The following is a 24,524-nucleotide window of genomic DNA, read 5'->3' as shown; positions in this document are numbered from 1 at the left end:
AGCTGGTGAAGTTCGTGAAGTTCGTCGCGAGGCGATCCTGCACACCCCACACCTGTCCAGGAGATACCGCTATGCCCACGTTCGCTCCGGGTCGCCGTCCCGGCACCCGTGCGTCTCCCCGTACCCGTACGTCTCCCGGCGCGTCGAGCGAATCCATACGGGCGGCCGGTGGCTTCACCCGTACGGCCCGCGGCCCCGCCCTGAGGGCGTCCTACCCGGCCGCGGCCAGGCGCCTCCGGCACCGTCTCGCCCGGGACGACCGTGAGGTGCTGTGGCTGTATCTGGTGACCCGGGTCGGGCTGTGGGGCACCGCCTACTGCGTTCGCTGGCTCTTTCCCCAGCAGGGCGCCACCCGCTTCCCGCTCGCGGTTCTCGCGCCGTGGCAGCAGTGGGACTGGTGGCACTACCAGCACATAGCGCAGGACGGCTACTTCCCCGGAGGGGGTGGCCCCTGGGTGCCGGGGTGGGACAACAGGGAGGCGTTCTTCCCCGGATTCCCCCTCACGCTGCGCGTCGTGCACGCCGTCGTCCCGGACTGGACGGCGGCCGGCCTGCTGATCTCATTCGTCGCCGGGGCCGTCGCCGTGCTGGCCCTCGCCCGTGTCGCCCGGCACGCCCTGCGCAACGTGAACGCGGGCCGACGCGCCGTGCTGTTCCTCCTGCTCTCGCCCTGTGCGGTGTTCCTCGCCGCCGGCTACACCGAGGCGCTCTTCCTCGCCCTGGCGCTGCCGGCCTGGTACGCCGCCCAGCGACACAACTGGCCCCTCGCGGGCGTCCTGGCGTGCCTGGCCACCACCGTCCGCGTCAGCGGCCTCTTCCTCGCCGCGGCCCTCGCCGTCCACTGGCTCACCACCGCCCGCCCCCGCCCCCAGTGGCGGGCGCTGCCCTGGCTCGCGCTGCCCGCGCTTCCGCCGCTGCTCCACAGCTGGTACCTGAAGCTGCACACCGGCGACTGGATGGCGTGGAAGCGCGCGCAGGAGCGCGGCTGGCACCGCGACTTCCACACCCCGTGGGACGCCCTGCAGCACACCTGGAACGCCGCTTTCGGTCGCACCCAGACCACCGGCTACGCCGTCGAGTTCCAGGCGGAGATCCTCGCCATGTTCCTGGGCCTCCTCCTGACCGGGCTGCTCCTGTACCGACGACGCTGGCCGGAGGCCGTCTACATCGGTCTCAGCCTGTGGGCGCTCGGCACCTCCTACTGGTACATGTCCATCCCCCGCGCCACCCTCCTGTGGTGGCCGCTATGGGTCATGATCGCCGCGTGGAGCGGGCGCAACCCCCGCGTCACCACGGCCTACGCCTGCCTCGCGGCCCCCCTCATGACGGTCCTCGCCGTCACCTTCATGACCGGCCACTGGGCCGGCTGACCCACGCCGCGGGCCGGCGACCCCGGGCGCCGCCCGCCGGCCCGCCCACGGCGACGTCGCCACCGCCCTCGGCGGCCGTTCGAGGTCGACCGGCGACCATCTACGTGCATGTGACACACGTCCGACCCCGCAGCCGATCCCGAACGGCCCCGGGCCGGTCCTGGACAGGGCCGGGCGGCCCAGCGCCACCCGCTCCCGTCGTACAGTCATCCGATACCCCGGCGTGGTGTGTGTCGGAGGTGCCAAACGAGCGGTACATATGGGACATGGCCCGAAAATCCGGCCGCTTCCCGTGGCTGCCTTCGGGGCGCTGGTTCACCGGTCGGCGCCCGGGCCGCAGTCGGCGTGCGCGGAGCGCCGCCTCGCCGGGATCGCCGGGGCGGCGCCCGCGGCCGCTGGCGAGTGTCCACAGCGTCGCCGGTCAGCTGTTCCTTCTGCAGGTCCTGATCGTGCTGCTGCTCGTCGTGGCCGCGGTGATCACGCTGCTGGTGCAGGCCCGCAGCGACCGGTTCCAGGGGGCGCGCGATCGTTCGCTGGCGGCGGCCGAGGCCTTCGCGCACAGCCCCGGCCTGGTGGAGACGCTGGGCGGTAAGGACCCGTCGGCGGTGCTCCAGCCGCGGACGGAGTCCGCCCGCAAACGGGGCGGGCTCGACTTCATCGTCATCATGAACCGGGACGGCATCCGCTACACGCACCCCAAGCCGGAGCTGATCGGGAAGCGTTTCGTCGGCACCATCAAGCCCTCGCTCAACGGCAAGGTCACGCTGGAGAGCGTCCACGGCCCGCTCGGCCACGAGGTGCAGGCGGTGGTGCCGGTCAGGGACGCGCGCGGCAAGATCGTGGCCCTGGTGTCCGCCGGTATGCGGGTCAGCCGTGTGAGCAGCGCGATCGACCGGCAGCTGCCGGTCGTCCTCGGCACCGGGGCGGCGGCGCTCGGCCTGGCCACGGCGGGTACCGCGTTGGTGAGCCGGCGGTTGCAGCGCCAGACCCATGGGCTCGGACCGGCGGAGATGACCCGCATGTACGAGCACCACGACGCGGTGCTGCACGCCGTGCGCGAGGGCGTGATCATCGTCGACGCGGACGGGTGCGTCCTGCTGGCGAACGACGAGGCGCGCCGGCTGCTCGACCTGGCGTCCGACGCGGAGGGGCGCCCCGTCGACGAGCTGGGGCTCTCCCCCCAGGTGGCCGAGCTGCTGGGGTCCCGGCGCGCGGCCACCGACGAGGTGCTCCAGGTCGGGGACCGGCTGCTGGCGGTGAACAACCGGCCCACCGACCGCCGCGGGGGCCCGCCCGGCAGCGTGGCCACGCTGCGGGACTCCACCGAGCTGCTCGCCCTCGCGGGAAAGGCCGAGGCCGCCCAGAGCCGGCTGCGGCTGCTCTACGACGCGAGCGTGGCGATCGGCACCACCCTCGATGTGCGGCGCACCGCCGAGGAGCTGACCCAGGTCGCCGTGGGGCGGTTCGCCGACTACGTCACCGTCGACCTCGCCGAGCCCGTGCTCAGCGGCGAGGAGCCGCCGCAGGGGGCGTATCAGGAGGCGCCGGAGCTGCGCCGGGTGGCGCTCGCCGGCATCCGCGACGACCACCCGCTCTACCAGGCGGGCGAGCTCCACAGCTTCGCCGGGACCACTCCGATGGCCATGGTCTTCGTGACCGGGGAGTCCGTGCTCGTACCGGACCTGCAGGTCGCCGACCACTGGCGCGACCAGGACCCCGAGCGCTTCCAGCTGGTGCTCAGCCACGGGTGCCAGTCGCTGATCACCGTGCCGCTCCAGGCGCGCGGGGTCCTCATGGGGGTGGCCAACTTCTGGCGCATCCGGGAGAGCACCCCCTTCGAGGAGAGCGAGCTGTCGCTGGCCGAGGAGATGGCGGCCCGTGCGGCGGTGTGCATCGACAACGCCCGGCGCTTCACCCGCGAGCACGCCCTGGCCGTCACGCTCCAGCACAGCCTGCTTCCCCGCGGTCTGCCCGAGCAGAACGCCCTCGACATCGCCCACCGCTATCTGCCCGCGCAGACCGGGGTGGGCGGCGACTGGTTCGACGTCATCCCGCTGCCGGGCACCCGGGTCGCGCTGGTCGTCGGCGACGTGGTCGGTCACGGCCTGCACGCGGCCGCCACAATGGGCCGGCTGCGCACCGCGGTGCAGAACTTCTCCACCCTCGACCTGCCGCCGGACGACCTGCTCAGCCACCTGGACGAGTTGATCAGCCGGATCGACCAGGAGACGGCCGCGGCGAACGAGGACGCCATGGTCGCGGGTGCCACCTGCCTCTACGCGATCTACGACCCCTCCTCCGGTGTGTGCAGCATGTCCCGCGCCGGCCACCTCCTGCCGGCGCTGGTGCATCCCGACGGCACCGTGGAGTTCCCCGAGCTGCCCGCGGGCCCGCCGCTCGGCCTCGGCGTGCTGCCCTTCGAGTCGACGGATCTGCCGCTGCCCGAGGGCAGCAGCCTCGTGCTGTACACCGACGGCCTCGTCGAGGACCGCAAGCGGGACATCGACACCGGGTTGCAACTGCTGGCCACGGCGCTGGCGCAGCCGGGCCGGACGCCGCACGAGACCTGCGAGGCCGTGCTGAGCGCCCTGCTGCCGGACCGCCAGCGCGACGACATCGCCCTGCTCGTCGCGCGCACCCGCCGGCTGGCTCCCGAGCGGATCGCGGACCGGGAGGTCCCCTCCGACCCGGCGGCGGTGGCCGACGCGCGCGCGGAGATCACCCGGCAGCTGACGCAGTGGGGCCTGGCGGAGGCGGCCTTCACCACCGAGCTCATCGTCAGCGAGCTGATCACCAACGCCATCCGGCACGCCACCGGCCCGATCCGGGTGCGCCTGCTGCTCGACTCCACGCTGATCTGCGAGGTCTCCGACACCAGCAGCACCGCCCCGCACCTGCGCTACGCCGCCGCGGAGGACGAAGGGGGCCGCGGTCTGTTCCTCGTCGCCCAGCTCGCCCAGCGCTGGGGCACCCGCTACACCCCCGGCGGCAAGATCATCTGGGCCGAGCAGGCCCTTGACCGGCCCCTTCTCTGACCGGTCCGGTCCTCGATCGGCCGGCGGCGCGGCTCGGGGCACCGTTGTGGGTGCGGGCGGGGGGATGCGCGTGGAAGAGCGTGTCGTACAGGCCTTGCCGGTCCAGGAGTTCGGGGTGGGTGCCCGACTCCACCAGCCGGCCGCCGTCCAGGACGAGGATGCGGTCGGCTTCCACTGCGAGGTCCAGGTCGTGGCTGATCACGATCGCGGTGCGGCCCTCGGCGAGGCGCCGCAGCGGGCCGAGGATGCGCTGGGTGGCCAGCACGTCCAGGCCGGTGGTGGGCTCGTCGAGGACGAGCACCGGGGCGTCGCGCAGTATGGCGCGGGCGATCGCGACGCGCTGCATCTGGCCGCCGGAGAGACGGGCGGTACCGGGGGCGATGACGGTGTCGTAGCCGTCCGGGAGGGCGCTGATGAAGCCGTGGGCGTCGGCCTCGCGGGCGGCGCGTACGACCTCGTCGTGGGAGGCGTGGGTGTGGACGAGCCCGCAGGCGATGTTCTCCTCCACGGTGTCGTGCAGGACGAGCGTGTCCTGCGGCAGCAGCGTGATGTTGCGGCGGAGCTGGGCCAGCGGCATCTGGTTCACGGGCACGTCGTCCAGCCGGATGCTGCCGGTGTCCGGGTCGTAGAACCGCAGCAGCAGCGCCGCCAGGGTCGACTTGCCCGCGCCGCTCGGTCCGGTGATGACCAGCAGTTCGCCGGGGACCGCGGTGAAGGAGAAGTCCTTCAGGACGTCCTCGGAGCCTCCCGGGTAGCGGAAGTCGACCTCTCGCGCCTCCACCTCCCCGATGGCGCGGTCGAAGCGCGGCGGGGCGACCAGGGACGGCGGCGGGTCGCTGACGGCGGGGCGGGCGTCGAGGATCTCCAGCAGGCGCTCGGAGCCGGCGGTCGCCTCGGTGGCGGTCAGGCCGAGCTGGCCCAGGGAGCGGATCGGTGGGTAGAGGTAGCCGACGAAGGCGGCGAAGGCCAGCAGCTGTCCGAGGCTCATCCGGCCCGCGGAGATCTCCCACGCCCCGAGGCCGATGATCGCCAGCACGCAGAGGGTTTCGAGCAGTTCCACGATCTGGTCGTAGAGCCCGTTGAGGCGGGCGCTGCTCACCGCGGCCCGGAACCAGGTGTCCGCCCGCCGCTGGAGGCGCTGCTCCTCGTCGTGCTGCCGGTTGTAGGCCTGGGTCATCACGACGTTCACCAGGCCCTCTTCGACGACCGAGGTGATGGCGCCGTCGGCGGCGCGCTCCCGGCGGGAGATCTCCTTCACCCGGCTGGTGAAACGCTGGGTGGCGTACCAGAACACCGGGGCCAGCAGGAACGTGGCCAGTGCCAGGTCCCAGCGCAGCCAGAGGGCGGCGCCGGCGTAGAAGACGATGCCGAACAGGGCCGCGACGGCCTGGACGAGGCCGGAGACCACGAGTTCCTCGATGGCGTCGACATCGCCCGTCATCCGCTCCAGGAGGTCGCCGCGGCGGTTGCGCTGGAAGAAGTGCGGCGGCAGCTTCTGCAGATGGCCGAAGACCCTGGCCCGTAGGCGCATCACGAAACGCTCGGCGGTCCAGGCCGCGAGCGAGTTGCCGAGGTAGCCCACCACCGCGCCGATGACGGCGACGCCGAGCCATACGCCGGCGGGCTGCCAGAAGGCGCTGACCGAGCCCTTCTGCAGGGCGTTGTCGGTGAGTTGGGCGAAGACCAGGATCGCTACGGTCTCGGTGGCCGCGGCGCCGATGGCGGCCAGGCAGACCAGGAAGATCCAGCGGCGGTCGCCTTTGGTCAGCGGCCAGAAGCGGCGGATCGATTCCTTCAGGCCGACGCGCCTGGTGTGGATCGTGGGGTCCGCCTGTGCCGCCCACAGGCCGCGCCCGAGGCCTTGGCCCTGGCCAACGGGCGGTGTTCCGGTGCCTTGTTGGGACGGCGGCGTCGGTGCCTCATCGGGTGCCGTTCGCCGGCGGGAGCTGCGCAGATGCATGGTCGCTACGTCGTCTCGGGCTGCTCGGGAGGGCCGAGGCTGGGGTGCCGCGGGGTTGCCCCTACACACACGAGGCGGACCCGCGTGTCACGCGAGCCAGCCTCGAGCTCAGAGCTTTGACTTAGTCGTAGTAGCCGAAGTAACGGCGCCTACGGAGCCTGCGACCGTGCCTGCGGCGGTTCCGCCGACGGCCGCGGCCCCTGCCGTGGTCGTCCCAGTCGCACCTGTCGCGCCTACGTGGGAAGACGTTCCGGAAGCTCATGCTTCCTCCTCGGTTGGTTCTTTGCTGACGAGCCGTTTTTCAACTCCGTCAACTCCCAAGCTACGACGCCAACCTGCCACCAACAAGGAAAAATGCGTGAAATTTCAGACATAAGCCGAAATTCTTTTCATTACCACCCAAAGTACCTGCGGGTGACGCTCCGAATGCGGCGTCGCGTTTGAGCGAACCCACCCCCACCAGGCATCTATGACCCTCCGTAGCCGGCACGGGACTTGACGGTCCGGTCGGGGCACTCCGCCGGTGCCGGGCCGCGACGAGGCCGGTGCATCAGCACCGCGGCGACACCGGTGGCGGCGAGCGCCGTCACGGCGGCGCAGAAGGCGTTCCGGGCGCCGTGCAGCGCGGCATCCGCGACCGATGTGCCGGTGGTGGTGATGGTGGCGGTGACGGATACGCCGACGGCGTGGAAGAAGACCGCGCCGAGCAGCGCGACGCCGAGCGTGCCGCCGAGTTGCTGGGCGGCGTTGAGCAACCCGGCCGCCGAGCCCGTCTCGTGCGGGCGGACCCGGTGCAGGGCGGTGGTGAAGAACGCGACGGCGAACAGCCCCTGCCCCAGGCCGCAGGCGGCCAGCGCGGCCGGCAGCGGCCACGGGTAGGACGTCGCCGGACCGGCCGCGTAGACCGCGACGGCGGCCAGGGCGCCCACGAGCAGCGCGGCCAACCCGGCGAACATCACCCGCGAGCCGTAGCGGGGTACGAGGCGGGCGCCCGCGATCCAGGAGGAGACCGCCATCGCGCACGACCACGGCAGCAGGGTGAGGCCGGCGGACCGGACATCGGTGTGCGGCCCGAGTTGGAGCTGCAGCACGATCACCATCATCAGCCCGTTGATCACCGCGAAGAAGAGCACGGAGGCGGCCAGCGCGGCCGGGAAACCACGGTCCCGGAAGAGCCCGGTCTCGACCAGCGCGCTGCGGCCCCGCGCGCCGCGGTGGCGCTGGTGGGCGCCGAAGACCGCCAGGACGGCGAGACCGGCGGCCGGCACGGCCCAGGGCCGCGGCGATCCCCAGGCCCCGCCGCCGTCGATGAACGGGTGGACGGTCAGGCCCATGCCGAGGACCGCCAGCGCGGTGCCCACGAGGTCGAGGCGCGGACGTCGCGCGGAGCGGTCCTCCCGCAGGAGGGGCGACGCGGCGAGCACCCCCAGGCCGAGCGGGACGTTGACGAAGAACACCGCCCGCCAGGACGAGCCGAGCAGATCGGCGTGCGTCACGACGCCCGCGAGTACCGGTCCGCAGACCGCGGCCAGGCCCATGACCGGGCCGATGCCGCCCATGGCCCTGGCCAGTTCGTCGCCGTCGAACATGCTCCGGATCAGACCGATGGTCTGCGGGATGACGAGCGCCGCCGCGGCGCCCTGGGCGGCCCGCGCGGTGATCAGCAGCGCCGGCGAGGCGGCCAGCGCACAGGCCACCGAGGCGGCCACGAACCCGGCGACCCCGATCCGGAACACCCGCTTGCGCCCGGCGATGTCCCCCAGCCGGCCACCGGTGATCAGCAGCACCGCGAACGGCAGCGTGTAGGCGGCGCTGAACCAGGGGATGGCGGAGGCGGGCCCCCCGAGGTCGGCATGGATCACCGGGGCGGTGACCGTCATGATCGTGGAGTCGAGCAGATTCATGGCCTCGGCGATCAGCAGGATCACCAGGGCGGCCCAGCGCCGTCGAGCGGGCATGGGGGCCTCCGTTCAGCGGGTGCGATGGATGTGGCGGTGCGGGCGTACGGCGGTTTCCGCCCGTGCGGCCGGTTGCGGCGGAGCGCACGGGAGAGCCTGCGGGCGCGTACCGTGGGATTCCATCTGCGGCGCGGAGATCGCCGATCTTTTCCATCGGAGCCGGACTGGTGAAGGATCTGTCCATCGAGCGGGCCCACGAAGAGGCGGCCGTGCGGCTCGACGACGTCGACCGCGGGCTGGTCCACGCGCTGCACCTCGACGGGCGGGCGCCGTTCAGCCGGATCGCCGCGGTGCTCGGGGTGTCGACCCAGACCGTGGCCCGCCGCTACCGGCGGCTGCGCGCGGCGGCCGGGCTGCGGGTCGTCGGGCTCGCCGATCCGCACCGCGCGGGCCGGGCGCAGTGGCTGGTACGGCTCACCGCCGCCCCGCACAGCGCCCAGGACCTCGCCCACGCGCTGGCCCGGCGCGCGGACACCTCCTGGGTGAAGCTCGCCTCCGGCGGCACCGAGATCATCGCGGTCGTGCTCACCCCGGCCGATGCCGCCGGGCACTCACTGCTGCTGCACGACATCCCGCGCACCGCCGGCATCACCGCGGTCTCCGCCCACTACCTGCTCCACACCTACCTCGGCGGCCCCACCGCCTGGCGCGGCCGCGCCAACGTCCTGGACGAGGCCCGGCAGCGCCAACTGGCGCCCCGCGCAGGGGCGGACGACGAGGGAAGCACCGGCCGGGACGGTCGTGACAGCCGGGATGATCGGAACAACCGGGACTGCCGTGGTGGCGCCCAACCCCCCACTCCCGTAGCCGAGTTGTCCGACGGCGACGACCGCCTGCTGTCCGCGCTCCAGCGGGACGGCCGGACCGGCCAGGCCGAACTGGCCGCGGCCACCGGCTGGTCACCGGCCACCGTGGCGCGCCGCCTCACCACCCTGCGGGCGTCCGGCACACTCTTCTTCGACGTAGAGGTCGACGACGCGCTGTACGGGGCCACCACACAGGCCCTGCTCTGGATGACCGTGGCCCCCACCCACCTCGACCAGGTCGCCACCGACCTCGCCCGGCACGACGAGCTGGCCTTCGTCGCCGCCACCACCGGCCCCACGAACCTGGTCGCGCACGCCCTGTGCCCCGGGCCCGCGGCCCTGCACCACTACCTCACCCACCGCCTCGCCAACCGCACCGCGATCCGCGCCCTGGAGACCGCGCCCGTCCTGCGCACCCTCAAGGGGGCGGGCCCGCTCGCTTCCCCGGCTCCCGTACGTCCGCCCGCGACGACCGCCCCGGCACCGCGTGCGCGGCGCCCACGGACGGCCCCCGGCCGCCGGGGCTGAGCCGCCCGACGCCGTCTCCCGCCCCCCGCACCACCTCCGGGTCCGCCCTACGGCGTGCCCGTCCGCACCCCGCCGACCCCGCCGCCCGCGTCCAGCCGCGGTATGCGCAGCTGCGCCGCGAACGCGGCGGCCGGGTAGCGCGGGTCGGGCCGCAGGGCGTACTCCCGCAGGCAGGCCTCGGTGAACTTGATGACGTGCTCGTCGCCGTGTTCGGCGGCCCGGGCGCCGAGTTCGCCCATCGGGGGCAGGTCCCCGACCTCCCCGCGCCACGCCTCGGTGCCCTCGTCCCGCCGGTCGACGGTGAAGGCCAGCAGGAACGCCGTCTGCACCTGCCACAGCCGCTCCAGCGTCGGCTCGTGCAGGGCGGGCGGCAGATGCGGCAGCACCAGGCGTACGGCGGCCGGCGCGGTGACACCGTGGATCAGCGGAACCGGGTACACCTCGGGGTGGCCGAGGTAGACATCGGCGAACTGTGTGGTCATCTCGCTCAGCAGCGCGGCCGCCCCTTCCGGCGCCAGCCACTCCAACGACTCCTGATAGCCGGGGAGTTCGCAGAGAGCGTCCAGGCGCCGGCGCGCGGTGCCGGGCCGCGGTCCGCCGTCCTGCGGCACGCGGGGCAGCGCGGCGATCGCGGCCGGCAGGCTGCGGCGCCCGTGCAGCCGGGGCCTACCGGGAAGCGCGGTGTAGCGGGCCGCCCAGTACGCCAACCCTCGTGCCAGCTCGTCGAGTTGGAGCCGGGTCGGCTTGTCGGCGGCGGCGTGCAGGCCGCGTACCGCGTGGGCGGTGCGGATCAGGCCGTGGGTCAGCCCGGCGAACAGGCCCGGGATCAGCCGGGGCCACCAGCGCACGAGGACCTCGCGCCAGTGCGCCTCGGCCAGTTCGCGCACGAAGAGGCGCTCCCAGTCACCGGCCCGGTCGGAGGCGCCGAGTGCGGGGCGCCAGGAGGACTCGTCGGAGGGATCCAGGGGGAAGCGCGCGGCGGGCGGCTCGTGGTGCTCCATCGCGCGCCGGTAGCGCCGCACCCAGGCGGCGACCTCGTCCTGCTGCCCGAGCCGTGCGAGCGCCTCGGCGCCCATCGGGCCGTGGTTGGCGAGGTCGACTCCCTGCCCTCGCTCGTATCCGAGGTCGTCCATCCGCTCCAGGGCGTCGTTGAGCGCATCGCGGTAGCTGAGCGACGACATACGGGCTCCACCTTTCGGTTGTCCCAATAGTTTGGACTTCCAAACCATCTAGACTCGCAGTATGCCGCACATGCCCGAGGCCGGGAAGCCACCCCGGATGCCGACCCCCGACGAGCTCCGGATCACCAGCCTCGTACCGCTGCTGGAGCCGTTCTTCCGCGGCTCGGTGGTGCGCGACCTCATGCCGGCGCCCCTGCGCGAGGCCATGGAGACACACGGACTGACGCCGCGTCACGGCGCGGTGCTCCCGCAGCTGCTGGCCGGGGATCCGCTGACCGTCGGCGAGATCGCCCGGCGGCTGCACGTGTCGCTGCCCACCGCCAGCGAGCTGGTCGGCGCCCTGAGTCGGGCCGGGATCGTGGAACGCGCCGAGGACCCGACGAATCGCCGCCGGATCCTGGTGTCGCTGTCCGAGGACTACCGCCCCCCGCTGGAAACCTTCGTCGCCCGGCGCACCGAGCCGCTGCTGCGCGCACTGGACGGCCTCTCCCCCGGCGAACGGGCCGGCTTCCTGGCCGGCCTGACGGCCTGGGTCCGCGAGGTGCAGAGCTGAAAGCCCGTCTCCCCGGCCTCCGTGGGCCGGAGGTCGGGGAGACGGGCGGGCCCCTACGGGGTGTCTCCCCCTAGGCCGACACCGCGCGCCTTATTCGGCGGGCGAGTCACCGGAGGGGCCGCCGGCCACTCTGGGGCGGGTACTCGCCGGCGCACTGGAGGGCGTCGGCTTGGCGGCCGGGGACTTGGCGGCCGCGGGCGAGCGCGCGGGCGCCGGGGAGTCGCCCCGGTCCGGGGAGTTCACGGGGTCCTGAGCTCCGGACGGATCCGGGGACTTGGCGGCCGCCGGGGACTTCGCCGGGGCCGGCGACTTCGCCGGAGACTTGGCGGGCGCCGGCGTCTTGGCGGGAGCCGGGGAACGCGCGGGGTCCGGGGACTTGGCGGGCGCCGGGGTGCCCGAGGGATGCGCCGGGTCGCGGGGGTCCGGCGAACGGAACGGATCCCGGGGATCGGACGGGGCCGCGGAGTCGCGCGGGTCCGGGGAGCGGGACGGGTCCGCGGCGTCCGACGGGGCATCGGAGTCACGCGGGTCCGGGGAGTCCGAAGGGTCACCGGAATCGCGCGGGTCCGGAGCATCCGACGGGTCGCCGGAATCGCGCGGATCCTCGTAGGACGGGTCCTCGTCGCGCGGGTCCGGCTCCGGGGCGCTGTCCGGGTCGAGCTGCAGGCTCCCGTACCGCGTGAAGCGGGCCCACTCGCCGGACGGGACCACGGCCATCGCCTTCCCGGTGCAGTCGCGGGAGGACCACAGGACGAGGTCGAGGGCGGTTTCGTTGCCCACCTCGCCACCCCCGTCCCCGAGGCCGTAGCAGTGGTCGTCACCCGGGTCGAGGATCTCGTACTGCTTGTTGTGCGGGCGCATGTGGAAGGTGATGGTGCCGGTGGTGGCCTGCGCACGGACGGGGGCGAACGCGGCGAGCGCCGTCCCGGTGATTGCCGCCGCGCCAAGCAAAGCAGTCATATGTCGCATGGCCGGAAGGTTCCACATACCATATGAGACTATTCACCACGAATCGGATATTCACCCCCGGCCCCCGTGACGCTTCCCAGCCACAGCACATCCCGCGCCCTGGTCATCGCCACAAAGAGCTGACTGCGGGCCAGTTCCCCGCGTTCGTAGGCCGTTTCGCTGCCCGCTCCCCCATTGCCCTGCTTGGTCTCGGGCGGTAGGACGGCGTCGTACCGGGGCAGGTAGACGCGCTTGAATTCGAGGCCCTTGGCGCGGCGGTAGCTGCCGAGCTTCACCCCTTCGGACGGGTTCCCGTCGTACTGCTCCAGCGAGCAGACCCCGATGCCCGCGCGGGTCAGCAGGCGGAGGTAGCGCTCGATGGCGCGCTTGGAGGAGCACAGGACGGCGGAGTCGGCCCGCTCCTGCGGGGTCAGGGCGTGCAGGGCGGCCAGCAGCGCCTGGTCGTGGCCGGCCACGGTGGGCAGTGCGGCGCGCTGCACCTGGCCGTGATGGTAGGTCAGGTCCACGTCCCGGCGACCCGGGGTGCGCAGCCCGTCGAGGTCCTCGAAGGCATCCTCGGCGACCACGGAGAGCGCGGTGTCCACGATCTCCTTGCTGTTGCGGTAGTTGGCGCGCAGCACCTGCCCCCGGTCGCCGCGGATGTCGATACCGGCGTCGGAGAGCCGGAACCCGCCGGGGTAGACCGACTGCTGCCCGTCGCCGATAAGCAGCAGCCCGTTGGAGCTGTCGCCGACCAGGGCGTGCAGCAGGCGCACCCCGACGAGCGTGAGGTCCTGGACCTCGTCCACGACGACGGCCGTGTACCCGCAGTGGTGGTTGCGGCCGGCCGCCTCCGCGAGCGCGAGGGAGAGGACGTCGTTGAAGTCGTGCACCGCGCGCTCGGCACGTTCGGCCTCGTACGCCTCGTACAGGGCCCAGACGGCCTGCCGGTGCGGGCGGCGCAGGGCGGCCCGGCGGCGACGGCGGGCGAGCACGGCGTACTCGTCGAAGGAGGTGATGCCGCGGCCCTTGATGACGTAGTCGATCTCGTCCCGCCAGTAGCGGGGCAACGGGTCGATCTCGGCCAGGCAGCTGTCCCGGCCGACGTGTTTCCAGGCGAGGCTGAAGGCCGTCTCGGCCTTGTCCTTGTGCAGGCGGACGGGGACGCCGCGGTCGTGGAGGTACTCCTGTGCCCAGGAGTGCAGGCTGCGGAAGTCGATCCGGTCGGCGACCGCCGGGGCCATGGCCTTGAGGAAGGTGGCCTGCACACGGGGCAGGTTGTTGGCGAAGGTGGCGTACAGGACGCGGCCGCCGGTGCGCTGGGCGAGGTGGGCCGCGCGGTGCAGCCCCACCACCGTCTTGCCGGTGCCGGCCGGGCCGCTGATCCGCGCGGGGCCGGCCCAGTTGCGGCGTACCAGTGCGAGCTGCTCGGGGTCCAGGAAGCTCATCCACTGCTCGATGGGGGCCCGGCGCGCCTCGTCCAGCGCGGCCTCGCGCAGCCCGTCGAGGTCGAAGAGGCCGTCGGCCTCGGTCGTCGGCGGGCGGGCGGCGGTGCGGGCGGGCCGGTGGTCGGCCGGGTCCTCGTACTCGGGGAAGACCCGCGCCAGATGCTCGGCCAGGGCGCGGACCGAGGCCGCGGGCAGCCGGGTGCGCTCCGACAGCAGTGCGGGGCCGATCTCGTGCTCGCCCAGCAGCCGTACCCGGCCCAGCTCGGCGTCGACGCGCTGCCCGGCGAAGGCCATCAGCGGGCGCACCGCCACCGGGGACATCCCCAGGGACGCCACCGCGACCTCGGCCGCCTTGGTGACCGCGAGCAGCTTGCGCCGGTGCTCGTCGCGGGAGAATCCGCCGGCCAGCAGCCGTCCGCACGACGGCTCGGGCGCGGCCCGCCAGTTCTTGACGTCGATGACGAAGACGCCGCCGGGGCCGATCAGCAGCATGTCCACGTTGGCCGCGCGGGTGCCCGGCCAGCGCCGGTCCACCAGCAGCCGCCAGCCGCGTTCGGTCAGCATCAGCAGCTGCGCGGCGATCCGCTGCTCGCCCTCGCTCGCCGCCTCCCAGCGCTCGGCCTGCTGCCGGGCCGCCCGCCACTGCTCGCGTAACACGCGCTCCTGCCTGCGGGCTTCCTGCGCCCGCCGAGAGGCCGAACCGCCCGCCGAGCCGCCCGCCGCACCCGCTGCTGCCATCGCCCGTCCCCTCGCCGCCGACCCCCCGCACCCGCGGGGGTCATGAACCATAGGTCGGTGGCACATGACGCGGTAGTGCGCACGGGAGGAGCACAGGGGGCATGGCGCGGGCCCGTAGGCGCTGGTCCTACGGGCCCGAGGGCCTGGCGCCCGGCCGGTCCGGCGGGCCGCGGCTCCGGCGTGACGACGCGGTCGGCGGCCTAACCGACGCCGGCGAGGGCGCCCTTGAAGAGCCGGGCCGCCGACGTGCCGAGTCCCGTCGGCGTGCCCAGCCAGCCCGGGGAGCCCGGCGGATGGCGCAGCTCGGGCTCGGTGTAGCGCAGGCAGTCCCGGTGCCAGACGAGGATGCCGGACATCCAGTTCTCCAGCTCGCGCACATAGCCGTCGAGCGCCTGGCGGGCTTCGGCGGAGAGCTTGAAGTCCTCGTAGAGGACGGGCAGTTCCTTGGCCGCGACGTGCTGGAACTCGCGCATTCGGGAGGTCATGAGGTCGTTGACGATGGCCAGCGCGGTCGGGTAGTCGCAGTCGAAGAAGGTCTGGACGACCAGGATGCCGTTGTGGACCTCGCCCTCGTACTCGATCTCCTTCTGGTAGGAGAAGACGTCGTTCATCAGGCAGGCGAAGTCGGCGGCGGAGTTCTCCAGTGAGCGCAGCGTGCCGGTGCGGTAGATCTCCGGGGGGACCTGCCGGCCGTGCCCGATGCGGCTGAGGGCCATGGTGAGGTCGGAGCCGAAGGTGGCGCGGCGCATCTCGATGTAGTCGACCGGGTCGGGGATGCGGTTCTGGACCTGGTTGTCGATCTCCCAGAGCCAGCTGGCGGTCATCGTGTCGACGGCCGCGCGGAACGCCTCACGGGCTTCCGGGGTCATCGGCCCGGCGGTACGGGTCCACAGGTCCGACAGGCCGCGTTCGAGGGCGTTGACCGGCTCCGGGGTGGGGCCCAGGTCGAGCGGCATGAAGGCCGACAACCGCTCGGTGCAGACCTTGGCGGCGGCGATGTCGCGGGGGCGGCCGAAGACCTGCGGGTAGTAGTCGTCCGCGTAGGTGCCCCAGGCCAACCAGCCGGAGGTCAGGTCGAGTTGCTCGGGCGTGGCGTCGGGGTGGATGCCGGCCGCGCACAGCGGCAGGTCGTAGCGGATGATCGCGGGCTCGTCCCAGACGTCGGAGAGCGGCACACCGGGCTGCGGCTGGAGGATGCCCATCCGGTGCGCCCAGTCGACGATCCGGCGGCGGGCGCCCTCCAGATGCGGGCTGAGGGTGGCGGTGAAGGGCATGTGGATGTCGGGGATGCGGGACGGCCCGACCTCTTGGTGCGGGACGTGGGTGGAGCTGCGCAGGCGGTGCGCGGCCGCCGTGGTCAGCGCGGTCTTGAGGTCCGCCGCCGAGGTGCCGAGGCCGCCGGCGGAGAACGGCGACCAGGGCGCTCCCGAGTCGGCCGCCGCGCCGCCGCCGTTCATATAGCGGCTGGAGCGCATGTGCCACTCATGGCCGCCGGACTGCCAGTCCTGCAGGCCCTTGGCGTACGCCAGCACGTCCGCACACGCCTTGGGGTCCAGGCCCTTCTCCAGGAACAGTGCGGGCAGCTCCGCGACCACCGTGTTCTCGAACTGCTGGAGTCGCGAGGTGATCAGGTCGTTGACGGAGTCGGCGGCCTCCTGGGTGGTGCAGTCCAAGAAGGTCTCCAGCACCAGGACGCCGTTGCTCAGCTCGCCCTCGTCCTCCGTCTCCCGCTGGTAGGAGAACAGGTCGTTGCGCAGGTGGACACCGTCGGAGAAGGTGTCCTTGAGCACCCGCAACGGCCGGGAGCCGGCGACGGCCGCCGGGACCTCGGAGCCGGTCGCGTACTCCACCAGACCCGCCGACCAGGGGGCGCCACCGACCTTGCGGCGCATCTCGATGTACTCGACGGGGTTGGGCACCCGGTTGATGTGGATGTTGGACAGTTCCCACAGCGATTCGTTGAGCAGATGCTCGGTGCTCTCGGCGAACCGCCGGCGCCAGTCCATCGACATGTGCGGCACGGTGCGCGCCCACAGGTCGGCCAGGCCCGCCTCGACCGGGTTGACCGGCTCGGGCACGGCCGCGGAGTCGTCCATCGGCATGAAGGCGGGCAGCCGGTCGAGGTACTCCTTGCCGCCCTCCCGGTCCAGCGTCCGCTTGAACTTCTCCAGGAAGTGGTCGTCGAAGAAGAAGACCCAGACGTACCAGTCGGTGACCAGCGAGAGCGCGTCCGCGTCACAGTCCGGGTGGGTGTACGCGCACAGCAGGGCGTAGTCGTGGGCGTCGAGGTCCTTCTCCTCCCAGATGCCCGAGCCCTCCAGCATCCCCATGTCGCGGGCCCACTTCTTGGAGTGCGTACGCGCCGCTTCCAGATGCGGGTTGAGCCGCGCCGGATAGGGCGTATAGAAGTTGGGCAGTTCGAATGGCTGTGTCACCGTTGCTGGCCTCTCCCCATACGTACGGAAGGAAGGCGCGGCGCAGCACGCCCCCCTGACGGGCCAGCGCTACCCCGGGCGTCGGTGCGTCAGTCCTTGTGGAGCGGGAGGTTCCGTCTCAGCGCAGATTGGGTTCGATCTTCTTCCGCGGATGATCGATTCAGGCTTGTGCCTGGCGCTGTGCTTCCGGTTCCCGTGCCGCGGCACGGAGGGCGAGCGCCGCCAGCGCCTCCGGGGCGCCGGCCTGGCCCCGGATGCCGGGGAAGGCGTTGACGTCCACGATGACCGGCCGGCCCGCACCGGCGTCGAGCAGGTCCACGCCGTAGACCTCCAGGCCGAAGACCTCGCCGACTGCCAGCGCGTACTCGGCCCAGCCCGCGGGGAGTTCGTCCAGCGGCAGCGGGCGGGTCGGCCCCCGGCCGCCCGGGGCCAGCTCCGAGCCGCGCAGCGCGGCGAAGAGCCGCCCGTCGACCACCCACAGCTTGCGGTCCCAGCCGCTGTTCGCGGTGAACTCCTGGACGACCACCGGCTCTTCGGGCCAGTCGGCGGCCAGCTGCCGCAGGTGCCGGGCGCTGTCGGCCCGCGCCACCAGGTCGTGGCGCCGGCTGTGCCGGCTCTTGATCACCAGTGGGGTGGCCGGCTCACCGGCCGCGGCCAGCCGGCCCAGTGTGGGCACGAAGGTGGTCCGGGCGAACGGCAGCCCGGCGGCGCGCGCCAGCTCCGCCATCTCCACCCGGTCCTGGCAACGCGCCGTCGCCGCACTGGAGTTGATCACCGGGACGCCGCGCTCCTCCAGGCGGGCGGCCAGGGCCAGGGCCCGGGGTGTACGCGCCTTGAGGAGACAGACGTCGGGCGGCGGTACGGCCCGGTCGCGGCCGTGGCCCTCCTCGCCGGCGCCCAGGCGCACCACCTGGTGACGCGGCGTCAGCAGTGCGGTGGCCGCGGCCAGCAGCGGGTGCTCCGGATCGGCGGTGATCAGCCCGACCCTCACCGCTCTCCGCCGATCGCCGCCAGCGGGGCCGCCGCCGAGGAGACCCGCGCCGGAGGCACCACCGGCCGCCCGGCCCCCTCACGGGCGAGCCGCACTATGGCGGCAGACACCCGGGCGACGGCGTCCGGCACCTGGCGGAAGCTGGGGAAGTCGTTGATGTCGACGACCACCGGCCCGGCCGGTCCCAGCAGCACATCGACGCCGTACAGGTCGAGGCCGAAGACCGCGCCGACCTCCTCGGCGATCCGGGCGACCTCGGGGGTGAGCGGTACCTGGCGTTCCCGTACGGCGCGGCCGGGGTGCAGCGGTGAGCACCGCTCGGTCGCGTACAGCTCACCGGCGACGCAGTAGACCTTGAGGTCGGACCCGGAGTTGGGGACGTAGGGCTGGGCGATGAGCAGGCCGCCGTCGGCGGGCCCGGCGCCCGGTCCGGTCAGCCGGTCCGGCGTCTCGACCAGCCGCACGGCGCGCCCCGAGCTGCCGTCGGCCGGCTTGACCACGAGCGGGTACTCGGCCTCGGGTATCTCCGCGAAGTCCGCCGCCCGGGCGGCGGCATACGTCACCGGGACCGGCAGCCCGCTGCCACGTGCGATCACCGCGGCCAGCGCCTTGTCCCGTACGCCCCGGATGGCCCGGACGTCGTTGACCGTCGTCAGCCCGACGGAGGCGGCGGCCTCCAGCAGGGACAGCCCCGGCCCGCCGGAGACGGTCTTGAGGACCCAGGCGTCGTGGCTGCCCGCCTGCACCGCCCGGGACAGCGGGATCAGCGAACTGCCGGGCCGCAGCACGTCCACCCGATGGCCCCAGGCGCAGAGTTGGCGGATCACGTCCAGCGGCATGCCGTCGTCGCGGTACTGCTCCTCCACCAGGAAGCAGAGTCTCATCGGGCATCCTCGTCTTCGCCGCACGTCCGTCCACCGTCCGTCCGGCAGATCCACGACGTACCAGGGTCCCACGGGGCCGGTGAGACGAGCCGGGTGACCCACGCGCCCGGCTCCGTCTGATGTTTCGGCCGGGTTACGCCACCCCGCACACCCATCCCATACGCCCTGACCAGCGGTTCGGCGGCCACCCGTACGACTTTCGCCACCTGCCCTCCCGCCTTTCGAATCCCGCATGCCGGAACCCTTGTTCCACTTCGGGGGCGGTCCTAGGGTCAGGCCACCCCGGGGACCCATCGACGAGCGGTACGCGAGTACCGAAGCACGGAAGCAGGCGAGCGGGTTGGCGAACGAACAGCGAAGCGGCTTCGGCCGACGCGGGTTTCTGGCCGGTGTGGGCGGATTCATCGGCGCGTCCGGTGCCGGCGGTGCGGGCACGGCGGACGCCGCGACCCGCCACGACGACGCGGCGCAGCACGGGCCGGGCGGCGGTCCGCGGCCCGCGCACTTCCACGGCGCCCGGCAACTGCTCCTGCCCGAGCTGCTGCTCCTGCCGGACGGGCCGGTGCGGGGCCGGGCCGTGCTCGTGGAGGGCGGGAAGTTCCGCGCGATCGGGCCGGCCGAAGCGCTCATCGCCGCCCACCCGGGCCTTGAGCCGGTGCGCCTGGACGGCCACCTGCTGATGCCGGGCTTCGTCGACGCGCACCACCATCTGACCCAGAGCTTCGGCAAGGCCCAGGCGTTCGGCCAGCCGTCGGAGATCTTCAAGACGATATGGGAGCCGCTGGAGCACGCGCTGGACGAGGAGAGCGCCTATCTCTCGGCGAAACTCGCCGCGTTGGAGGCGCTGCGCGGCGGCTTCACCACCGTCGCCGACGCCGGGACCCGTGCGCCCGTCGATGTCCGGGCGGTGGCCAGGGGCACGGAGGAAGCCGGAATCCGCTGCGTACTGTCGAAGATCGTCTCCAGCGGGACGGGCGGTCCGGAGCACCTGGCGCGGTGGGAGGGGCATCCGCTGATCCACCCCTCGCTGGCGATCGCCGTGCCCGAGGACGCGCCCGCGGACGTCATCAAGAAGACCGCCGACCTGTGCGCCGAGGCAGGTGCGGTGCTCCAGGTCCACGTCAACGAGCATCTCGCCTCAGTGGAGCGCTCGTTGAAGAGCGTCGGCCGCCGCCCCCTCGGCCATCTGCACCACATCGGTGCGCTGGGCCCGCACACCCTGGGCGCGCACGCCACCCTGCTGACCCCCGCGGAGCTGCGGTTGCTGGCCGACTCCGGTGCCGCGATCAGCTACAACCCGGTGGCCAGCGCCTGGAAGGGCAACGGCGTCGCGCCGGCGACCATGCTGGCCGCGATGGGCGTGCGGTTCGGCATGGGCACCGACGGCACCCGCGCCGACGGCTTCCGGCTGCTCGACGCGGGGGAGACCGCGCAGCGGCTGGCGTACGGGATGGCCGAGGGCGACTCGGTGTGCGGGGCCGGGCGGCTGTGGCTGGAGCACGCGACCTCGCGCAGCGCCGATGCGCTCGGGCTGGGCAAGGTGACCGGGGAGATCGCGGTCGGCAAGGCCGCCGACTTCCTCGTCGTGGACCTCCGTGTCCCCGAGCTCACGCCGTCGTACGACCTGCGGTGGGAAGTCGTCCGCCTGGCGAACCGCGACCAGATCGCCGCGGTCGTCGTGGGCGGCAAACTGCGCCTGTGGCACGGCTGGCCGCCGGACTGGGACGGCCCGGCCCTGGTCGCCCGCGCGGCGAAGCTGGGCCCGGAGGTCGTCCGCCGCGCCAAGATCCAACGGGTGGAGCCGGTTTAGGGGCGGTCCGGGGCGGTCCACGTGCAGGAATACCCCCTGCCCCGGCCACGTTGTGGCCCCGTAGGGGGGCCTCGCACCCCCTACGGGATCTGTTCGCCCCCGCCCTAGGTGAAAGACCCCGCTGCCCGCGGGCCGCCCCCTCACCTCCCCTACCGCCCCCGTCAGTTGCCACCCCGCACCCGGTCGAGGGTCGCGTGCAGCGTCAGTCGGTCGCCGCGCAGATGGATGAACTCCAGGTCCGCGGGGCGGCCGTCGGCGAGGCGGGTGAGGCGTTCGACGGCGAGTACGGCGGCGCCCTCGGGTAGCGCGAGCACCGCGCAGGTCGCCGGGTCCGCGACGACGGCCTGTGCGGAGATCTCGGCCCGGCCCAGCGGCTCGCCCGCCGCCGTCTCGATCAGGTCGAACACGTCCTGCCGCTCCAGTGCCTCCCGCCCCCGCGCCAGCAGCGGCCCGCCCACCTCGGGGATGAGGTACGTGCAGTCCAGGGACAGCGGCGCCCCGTCCACCCGGCGCAGCCGCTCCAGATAGACCGCCGGGCTGCCCTCGGCCAGCCCCAGTCGCCGGGCGACCGTCATCGGCGGCCGTACGCTCCGCGCCTCCCGCACCTCGTTGACGACCGTCCCGTGCCGCCCCAGCACCTCCGCCAGCCCGGACAGCTCCCCCAGCGGATGCCGGTACGTCCGCCCGACCACTACCGTGCCCACACCCCGCCGCCGCGCCACCAGCCCCTCGTCCCGCAGCAGTCCCAGTGCCTCCCGCACGGTGTTGCGGGAGGTGGCGAACTCGGCGACCAGCGCCCGCTCGTCCGGCAGCACGCCCTTCGGGAACGCGCCGCGCAACACCTGCGCGCGCAGCACGTTCGCCACCCGCCGCGCCCGGTCCGCCCGCGTGCGCCCCTCGCCGGTCCCGCCACCTGTGGCCATCGGATCGTGCACGCCCGGCCCCTCCTTCGCTGACACGGCTCCCGGTTGCGCCGCGACGCCCGGGCCCGTCCTGGGCGAGCGGCCTGGCCGCGAAGCTACGCCACCCTGCGTGACCTGCATAGATATCGGCGTTACCGGATTGCCGTACCCGATGGGGGATGCATCGCCGCCGCGCCTGGTACCGCTAGCGTGAGGCGCCCGCTCCGGTGCGGGACCGGGATGAATCGGGAGGTTTCAGTGACCAGCAAGGCCGCGCCCTTCGACGACCTCGACCGCAAGATCATGGCGGCGCTGATCGACAACGCACGGGCCAGCTTCGCCGAGATCGGGGCGGCCGTCGGGCTGTCGTCCACGGCGATCAAGCGGCGGGTGGACCGGCTGCGGGAGAACAACGTGATCACGGGGTTCACGGCGACCGTGCGGCCGGCCGCGCTGGGGTGGCTGACCGAGGCGTATGTCGAGGTGTACTGCGACAGCGCGGCGCCGCCCCGGCGGCTCGCCGAGGTGGTGCGCAACCATCCGGAGATCGCGGCGGCGATGACCGTCACCGGGGGCGCCGATGCGCTGCTGCACGTACGGGCGACCGACGTCGAGCACTTCGAGGAGGTGCTGGAGCGGATCCGCACCGAGCCGTTCATCCGCAAGACGATCAGCTACATGGTGCTGTCGCATCTGCTGCCGGACAGCCCGGAGGCGGGCGCGAGCCGCCCCTCGACCAAAGGCGGCGCAGCAAACCGGCTCTAGCCGACGTGTGGACGCAGCATTCCTGCGCGGATGAGCAACATTCGCTTCTTGTGACCGGAATGGGTCCCTTCTTACCGTGGAGTGCACCGCGGGTGACGATCAGTGACAGCTCGTCATGCCGCATGTCCTCACGGGAAGCGGAGGGATATTTCTGTGCCGACGAGTCGTGCGCCGAGCCCCCGGCGCTATCTGGTCTGCGAGCCCCGGCATTTCGATGTGCGCTACGCCATCAACCCCTGGATGCGGGCGGACGTGCCGGTCGACACGGCCCTCGCCGGCCGCCAGTGGACGGCGCTGACCGAGGCCTATCGCGAGCACGGGCACACGGTGGAGTCCGTGCCGCCGGTCCCGGGTCTGCCGGACATGGTGTTCGCGGCGAATTCGGCGGTCGTCGTCGAGGGGCGGGTCTTCGGCTCGCACTTCCACGCACCGGAGCGGCGGCCGGAGTCCACCGCGTACGAGACCTGGTTCAAGGCCGCCGGGTTCGACGTCTACCGGCCGGAGTCCGTGTGCGAGGGCGAGGGCGACCTGGTCCCGGCGGGCCGGTTTCTGCTGGCCGGCACCGGCTTTCGTACGACGCGGGCCGCCCATCGGGAGGTGCAGGAGTTCTTCGGCGTACCGACCATCAGCCTCCAGCTGGTCGACCCGCACTTCTACCACCTGGACACCGCGCTCTTCGTCCTCGGCGGAGACGACGGGGAGCAGAACATCGCGTACTACCCGGGGGCGTTCTCGCCGGGGTCCCGTGAGGTGCTCGCGCGGCTCTTCCCGGAGGCGATGACCGCGACCCGGGACGACGCCATGGCGTTCGGCCTCAACTCCGTCTCCGACGGCCGCCATGTCTTCATCGCCCCGCAGGCCACCGGGCTGATCGACGAGCTCGCCGCCCGTGGCTACGTCCCCGTCCCCGTCGACCTGTCGGAGTTCCACAAGGCCGGCGGCGGCATCAAGTGCTGCACCCAGGAGATCCGTTCATGACTGCTCCCACCCGCACCCTCCGTGTCGGCGCGCCCCGCTCGTCCGCCGAGCTGATCGACGCCGAGCGCCCGGTCCTGGCGCACAATTACCACCCGCTGCCCGTGGTCGTCGCGCGCGCCGAGGGCGTCTGGGTCGAGGACGTCGAAGGCCGCCGCTACCTCGACATGCTGGCCGGCTACTCGGCGCTCAACTTCGGCCACCGCCACCCGGACCTCGTCGAGGCCGCGCACCGCCAGCTCGACCAGCTCACCCTCACCTCCCGGGCGTTCCACAACGACCAGCTCGCCGGATTCGCCGAAGGCCTGGCCGAGCTGACCGGCCTGGACATGGTGCTGCCGATGAACACCGGCGCCGAGGCGGTGGAGAGCGGCATCAAGGTTGCCCGCAAGTGGGCGTACGACGTCAAGGGCGTCCCCGCGGACCAGGCCACGATCGTGGTGGCCGGCGGCAACTTCCACGGCCGTACGACCACGATCGTCGGCTTCTCCGACGACGAGACGGCCCGGGTCGGCTTCGGCCCCTTCGCCCCCGGTTTCCGCACCGTCCCGTACAACGACCTCGCCGCCCTGGAAGCGGCCGTCGACGAGACCACGGCCGCGGTGCTGATCGAGCCCGTCCAGGGCGAGGCGGGCGTGATCATCCCCGACGACGGCTACCTCACCGGCGTGCGCGAGCTGACCCGGCGGGCCGGGTGCCTGCTCATCGCCGACGAGATCCAGTCCGGCCTGGGCCGCACCGGCACCACCCTGGCCGTCGAGCACGAGTCCGTCGTCCCCGACGTCCTGCTGCTCGGCAAGGCGCTCGGCGGCGGCATCGTCCCGGTCTCCGCGGTCGTCGCCCGCCGCGACGTGCTCGGTGTGCTGGGCCCCGGCCAGCACGGTTCGACGTTCGGCGGCAACCCGCTGTCGGCGGCGGTCGGTTCGGCGGTCGTCGGGCTGCTGGCCACCGGCGAGTTCCAGCGCCGCGCGGCCGACCTGGGCGAGGTCCTCCGTACCGGCCTGGCCGACCTGGTCGGCAAGGGCGTGACCGGCTTCCGCGCCCGCGGCCTGTGGGCCGGCGTGGACATCGACCCCGCCCTGGGCACCGGTCGCGAGATCAGCGAACGCCTGCTCAAGGAGGGCGTGCTGGTCAAGGACACCCATGGCTCGACGATCCGGCTCGCCCCGCCGCTGACCATCACCGGCGAGGAGCTGGCGTCGGCGCTGGCCGGCCTGGAGCGGGTGCTGGACTAGGA

17 protein-coding genes are annotated in these 24,524 nt (G+C 73.0%); 8 read left to right on the top strand and 9 right to left on the bottom strand.

Translation table 11 applies throughout. The annotated features are described in order from the left end of the window. Positions 1-71: 71 nt before the first annotated feature. Positions 72-1,370, top strand: a complete 1,299-nt coding sequence (locus WAB15_RS22425) for a mannosyltransferase family protein (protein WP_407287340.1) — start codon at positions 72-74, stop codon at positions 1,368-1,370. 266 nt (positions 1,371-1,636) lie between these two features. After that, on the top strand, positions 1,637-4,405 hold the full coding sequence (locus WAB15_RS22420; protein WP_407287339.1) for a SpoIIE family protein phosphatase: 2,769 nt from the start codon (positions 1,637-1,639) through the stop codon (positions 4,403-4,405). Here WAB15_RS22420 and WAB15_RS22415 read toward each other — a convergent pair. Then, positions 4,365-6,365: an ABC transporter ATP-binding protein gene (locus WAB15_RS22415; RefSeq protein ID WP_399151000.1), complete on the bottom strand. Its 2,001-nt coding sequence runs from the start codon at positions 6,363-6,365 to the stop codon at positions 4,365-4,367. The two genes, WAB15_RS22420 and WAB15_RS22415, sit on opposite strands and share 41 nt — an antisense overlap. 467 nt (positions 6,366-6,832) lie before the next feature. Then, positions 6,833-8,323 (bottom strand): MFS transporter, encoded by a 1,491-nt coding sequence (locus tag WAB15_RS22410; protein WP_407287338.1) that lies wholly within the window; start codon positions 8,321-8,323, stop codon positions 6,833-6,835. 167 nt (positions 8,324-8,490) lie between these two features. Between WAB15_RS22410 and WAB15_RS22405 the strand changes: the two genes are divergently transcribed. Beyond that, entirely contained in the window at positions 8,491-9,657 is a 1,167-nt protein-coding gene (locus WAB15_RS22405; protein WP_407287337.1) for an Lrp/AsnC family transcriptional regulator, read from the top strand. 47 nt (positions 9,658-9,704) lie between these two features. On the opposite strand, the gene WAB15_RS22400 is transcribed toward WAB15_RS22405, so the two are convergent. Beyond that, positions 9,705-10,838 carry a hypothetical protein gene (locus WAB15_RS22400; protein ID WP_407287336.1) on the bottom strand — a complete coding sequence of 378 codons (1,134 nt, stop codon included), beginning with the start codon at positions 10,836-10,838 and terminating at the stop codon, positions 9,705-9,707. A 61-nt stretch (positions 10,839-10,899) separates the two neighbouring features. On the opposite strand from WAB15_RS22400, the gene WAB15_RS22395 reads away from it, so the two are divergent. Then, positions 10,900-11,391 carry a MarR family winged helix-turn-helix transcriptional regulator gene (locus WAB15_RS22395; RefSeq protein WP_407287335.1) on the top strand — a complete coding sequence of 164 codons (492 nt, stop codon included), beginning with the start codon at positions 10,900-10,902 and terminating at the stop codon, positions 11,389-11,391. A gap of 90 nt (positions 11,392-11,481) precedes the next feature. On the opposite strand, the gene WAB15_RS22390 is transcribed toward WAB15_RS22395, so the two are convergent. From WAB15_RS22390 to WAB15_RS22370, 5 genes are all read right to left on the bottom strand, one after another. Then, the gene (locus WAB15_RS22390; protein ID WP_407287334.1) at positions 11,482-12,351 is read right to left on the bottom strand and encodes a chitin-binding protein; all 870 of its coding nucleotides are present in this window, start codon (positions 12,349-12,351) and stop codon (positions 11,482-11,484) included. A gap of 38 nt (positions 12,352-12,389) precedes the next feature. After that, a complete protein-coding gene (locus tag WAB15_RS22385; RefSeq protein ID WP_407287333.1) occupies positions 12,390-14,525 on the bottom strand; it encodes a UvrD-helicase domain-containing protein in 2,136 nt (711 codons plus the stop codon). A 200-nt stretch (positions 14,526-14,725) separates the two neighbouring features. Continuing rightward, positions 14,726-16,960, bottom strand: a complete 2,235-nt coding sequence (locus WAB15_RS22380; protein ID WP_399145595.1) for a family 2 encapsulin nanocompartment cargo protein terpene cyclase — start codon at positions 16,958-16,960, stop codon at positions 14,726-14,728. A gap of 160 nt (positions 16,961-17,120) precedes the next feature. Then, positions 17,121-17,951: a RimK family alpha-L-glutamate ligase gene (locus WAB15_RS22375; RefSeq protein ID WP_407287332.1), complete on the bottom strand. Its 831-nt coding sequence runs from the start codon at positions 17,949-17,951 to the stop codon at positions 17,121-17,123. After that, the gene (locus tag WAB15_RS22370; RefSeq protein WP_407287331.1) at positions 17,948-18,835 is read right to left on the bottom strand and encodes a RimK family alpha-L-glutamate ligase; all 888 of its coding nucleotides are present in this window, start codon (positions 18,833-18,835) and stop codon (positions 17,948-17,950) included. Before WAB15_RS22370 ends, WAB15_RS22375 begins: the two co-directional genes overlap by 4 nt. A 523-nt stretch (positions 18,836-19,358) precedes the next feature. Here WAB15_RS22370 and WAB15_RS22365 point away from each other — a divergent pair. Continuing rightward, a complete protein-coding gene (locus tag WAB15_RS22365; protein ID WP_399146075.1) occupies positions 19,359-20,645 on the top strand; it encodes an amidohydrolase family protein in 1,287 nt (428 codons plus the stop codon). Positions 20,646-20,806: 161 nt separating this feature from the next. On the opposite strand, the gene WAB15_RS22360 is transcribed toward WAB15_RS22365, so the two are convergent. After that, positions 20,807-21,568 (bottom strand): GntR family transcriptional regulator, encoded by a 762-nt coding sequence (locus WAB15_RS22360; RefSeq protein ID WP_399146076.1) that lies wholly within the window; start codon positions 21,566-21,568, stop codon positions 20,807-20,809. Between the two features lie 237 nt (positions 21,569-21,805). On the opposite strand from WAB15_RS22360, the gene WAB15_RS22355 reads away from it, so the two are divergent. The 3 genes from WAB15_RS22355 to rocD all read left to right on the top strand — a co-directional run bounded on the left by WAB15_RS22355 (position 21,806) and on the right by rocD (position 24,522). Beyond that, the gene (locus tag WAB15_RS22355; protein WP_407287330.1) at positions 21,806-22,312 is read left to right on the top strand and encodes an Lrp/AsnC family transcriptional regulator; all 507 of its coding nucleotides are present in this window, start codon (positions 21,806-21,808) and stop codon (positions 22,310-22,312) included. 153 nt (positions 22,313-22,465) lie between these two features. Beyond that, the gene (gene ddaH, locus WAB15_RS22350; RefSeq protein ID WP_407287329.1) at positions 22,466-23,290 is read left to right on the top strand and encodes a dimethylargininase; all 825 of its coding nucleotides are present in this window, start codon (positions 22,466-22,468) and stop codon (positions 23,288-23,290) included. After that, positions 23,287-24,522 carry an ornithine--oxo-acid transaminase gene (rocD, locus tag WAB15_RS22345; RefSeq protein ID WP_407287328.1) on the top strand — a complete coding sequence of 412 codons (1,236 nt, stop codon included), beginning with the start codon at positions 23,287-23,289 and terminating at the stop codon, positions 24,520-24,522. The genes ddaH and rocD overlap by 4 nt, the downstream gene beginning before the upstream one ends. Positions 24,523-24,524: the final 2 nt, after the last annotated feature.

Source organism: Streptomyces sirii (genome assembly GCF_045690365.1).
Classification (GTDB): Bacteria; Actinomycetota; Actinomycetes; order Streptomycetales; family Streptomycetaceae; genus Streptomyces; species Streptomyces sirii.
The sequence above is the reverse complement of the archived record's forward strand: the minus strand, read 5'-3'. Positions and strand labels throughout refer to the sequence as shown.

Coding starts and splice junctions, on each gene's coding strand:
- rocD (WP_407287328.1), top strand. CDS start 23,287: ATGACTGCTCCCACCCGCACCCTCCGTGTCGGCGCGCCCCGCTCGTCC.
- WAB15_RS22400 (WP_407287336.1), bottom strand. CDS start 10,838: ATGTCGTCGCTCAGCTACCGCGATGCGCTCAACGACGCCCTGGAGCGG.
- WAB15_RS22390 (WP_407287334.1), bottom strand. CDS start 12,351: ATGACTGCTTTGCTTGGCGCGGCGGCAATCACCGGGACGGCGCTCGCC.
- WAB15_RS22385 (WP_407287333.1), bottom strand. CDS start 14,525: ATGGCAGCAGCGGGTGCGGCGGGCGGCTCGGCGGGCGGTTCGGCCTCT.
- WAB15_RS22410 (WP_407287338.1), bottom strand. CDS start 8,323: ATGCCCGCTCGACGGCGCTGGGCCGCCCTGGTGATCCTGCTGATCGCC.
- WAB15_RS22395 (WP_407287335.1), top strand. CDS start 10,900: ATGCCGCACATGCCCGAGGCCGGGAAGCCACCCCGGATGCCGACCCCC.
- WAB15_RS22360 (WP_399146076.1), bottom strand. CDS start 21,568: ATGGCCACAGGTGGCGGGACCGGCGAGGGGCGCACGCGGGCGGACCGG.
- WAB15_RS22425 (WP_407287340.1), top strand. CDS start 72: ATGCCCACGTTCGCTCCGGGTCGCCGTCCCGGCACCCGTGCGTCTCCC.
- WAB15_RS22370 (WP_407287331.1), bottom strand. CDS start 18,835: ATGAGACTCTGCTTCCTGGTGGAGGAGCAGTACCGCGACGACGGCATG.
- WAB15_RS22415 (WP_399151000.1), bottom strand. CDS start 6,365: ATGCATCTGCGCAGCTCCCGCCGGCGAACGGCACCCGATGAGGCACCG.
- WAB15_RS22420 (WP_407287339.1), top strand. CDS start 1,637: ATGGCCCGAAAATCCGGCCGCTTCCCGTGGCTGCCTTCGGGGCGCTGG.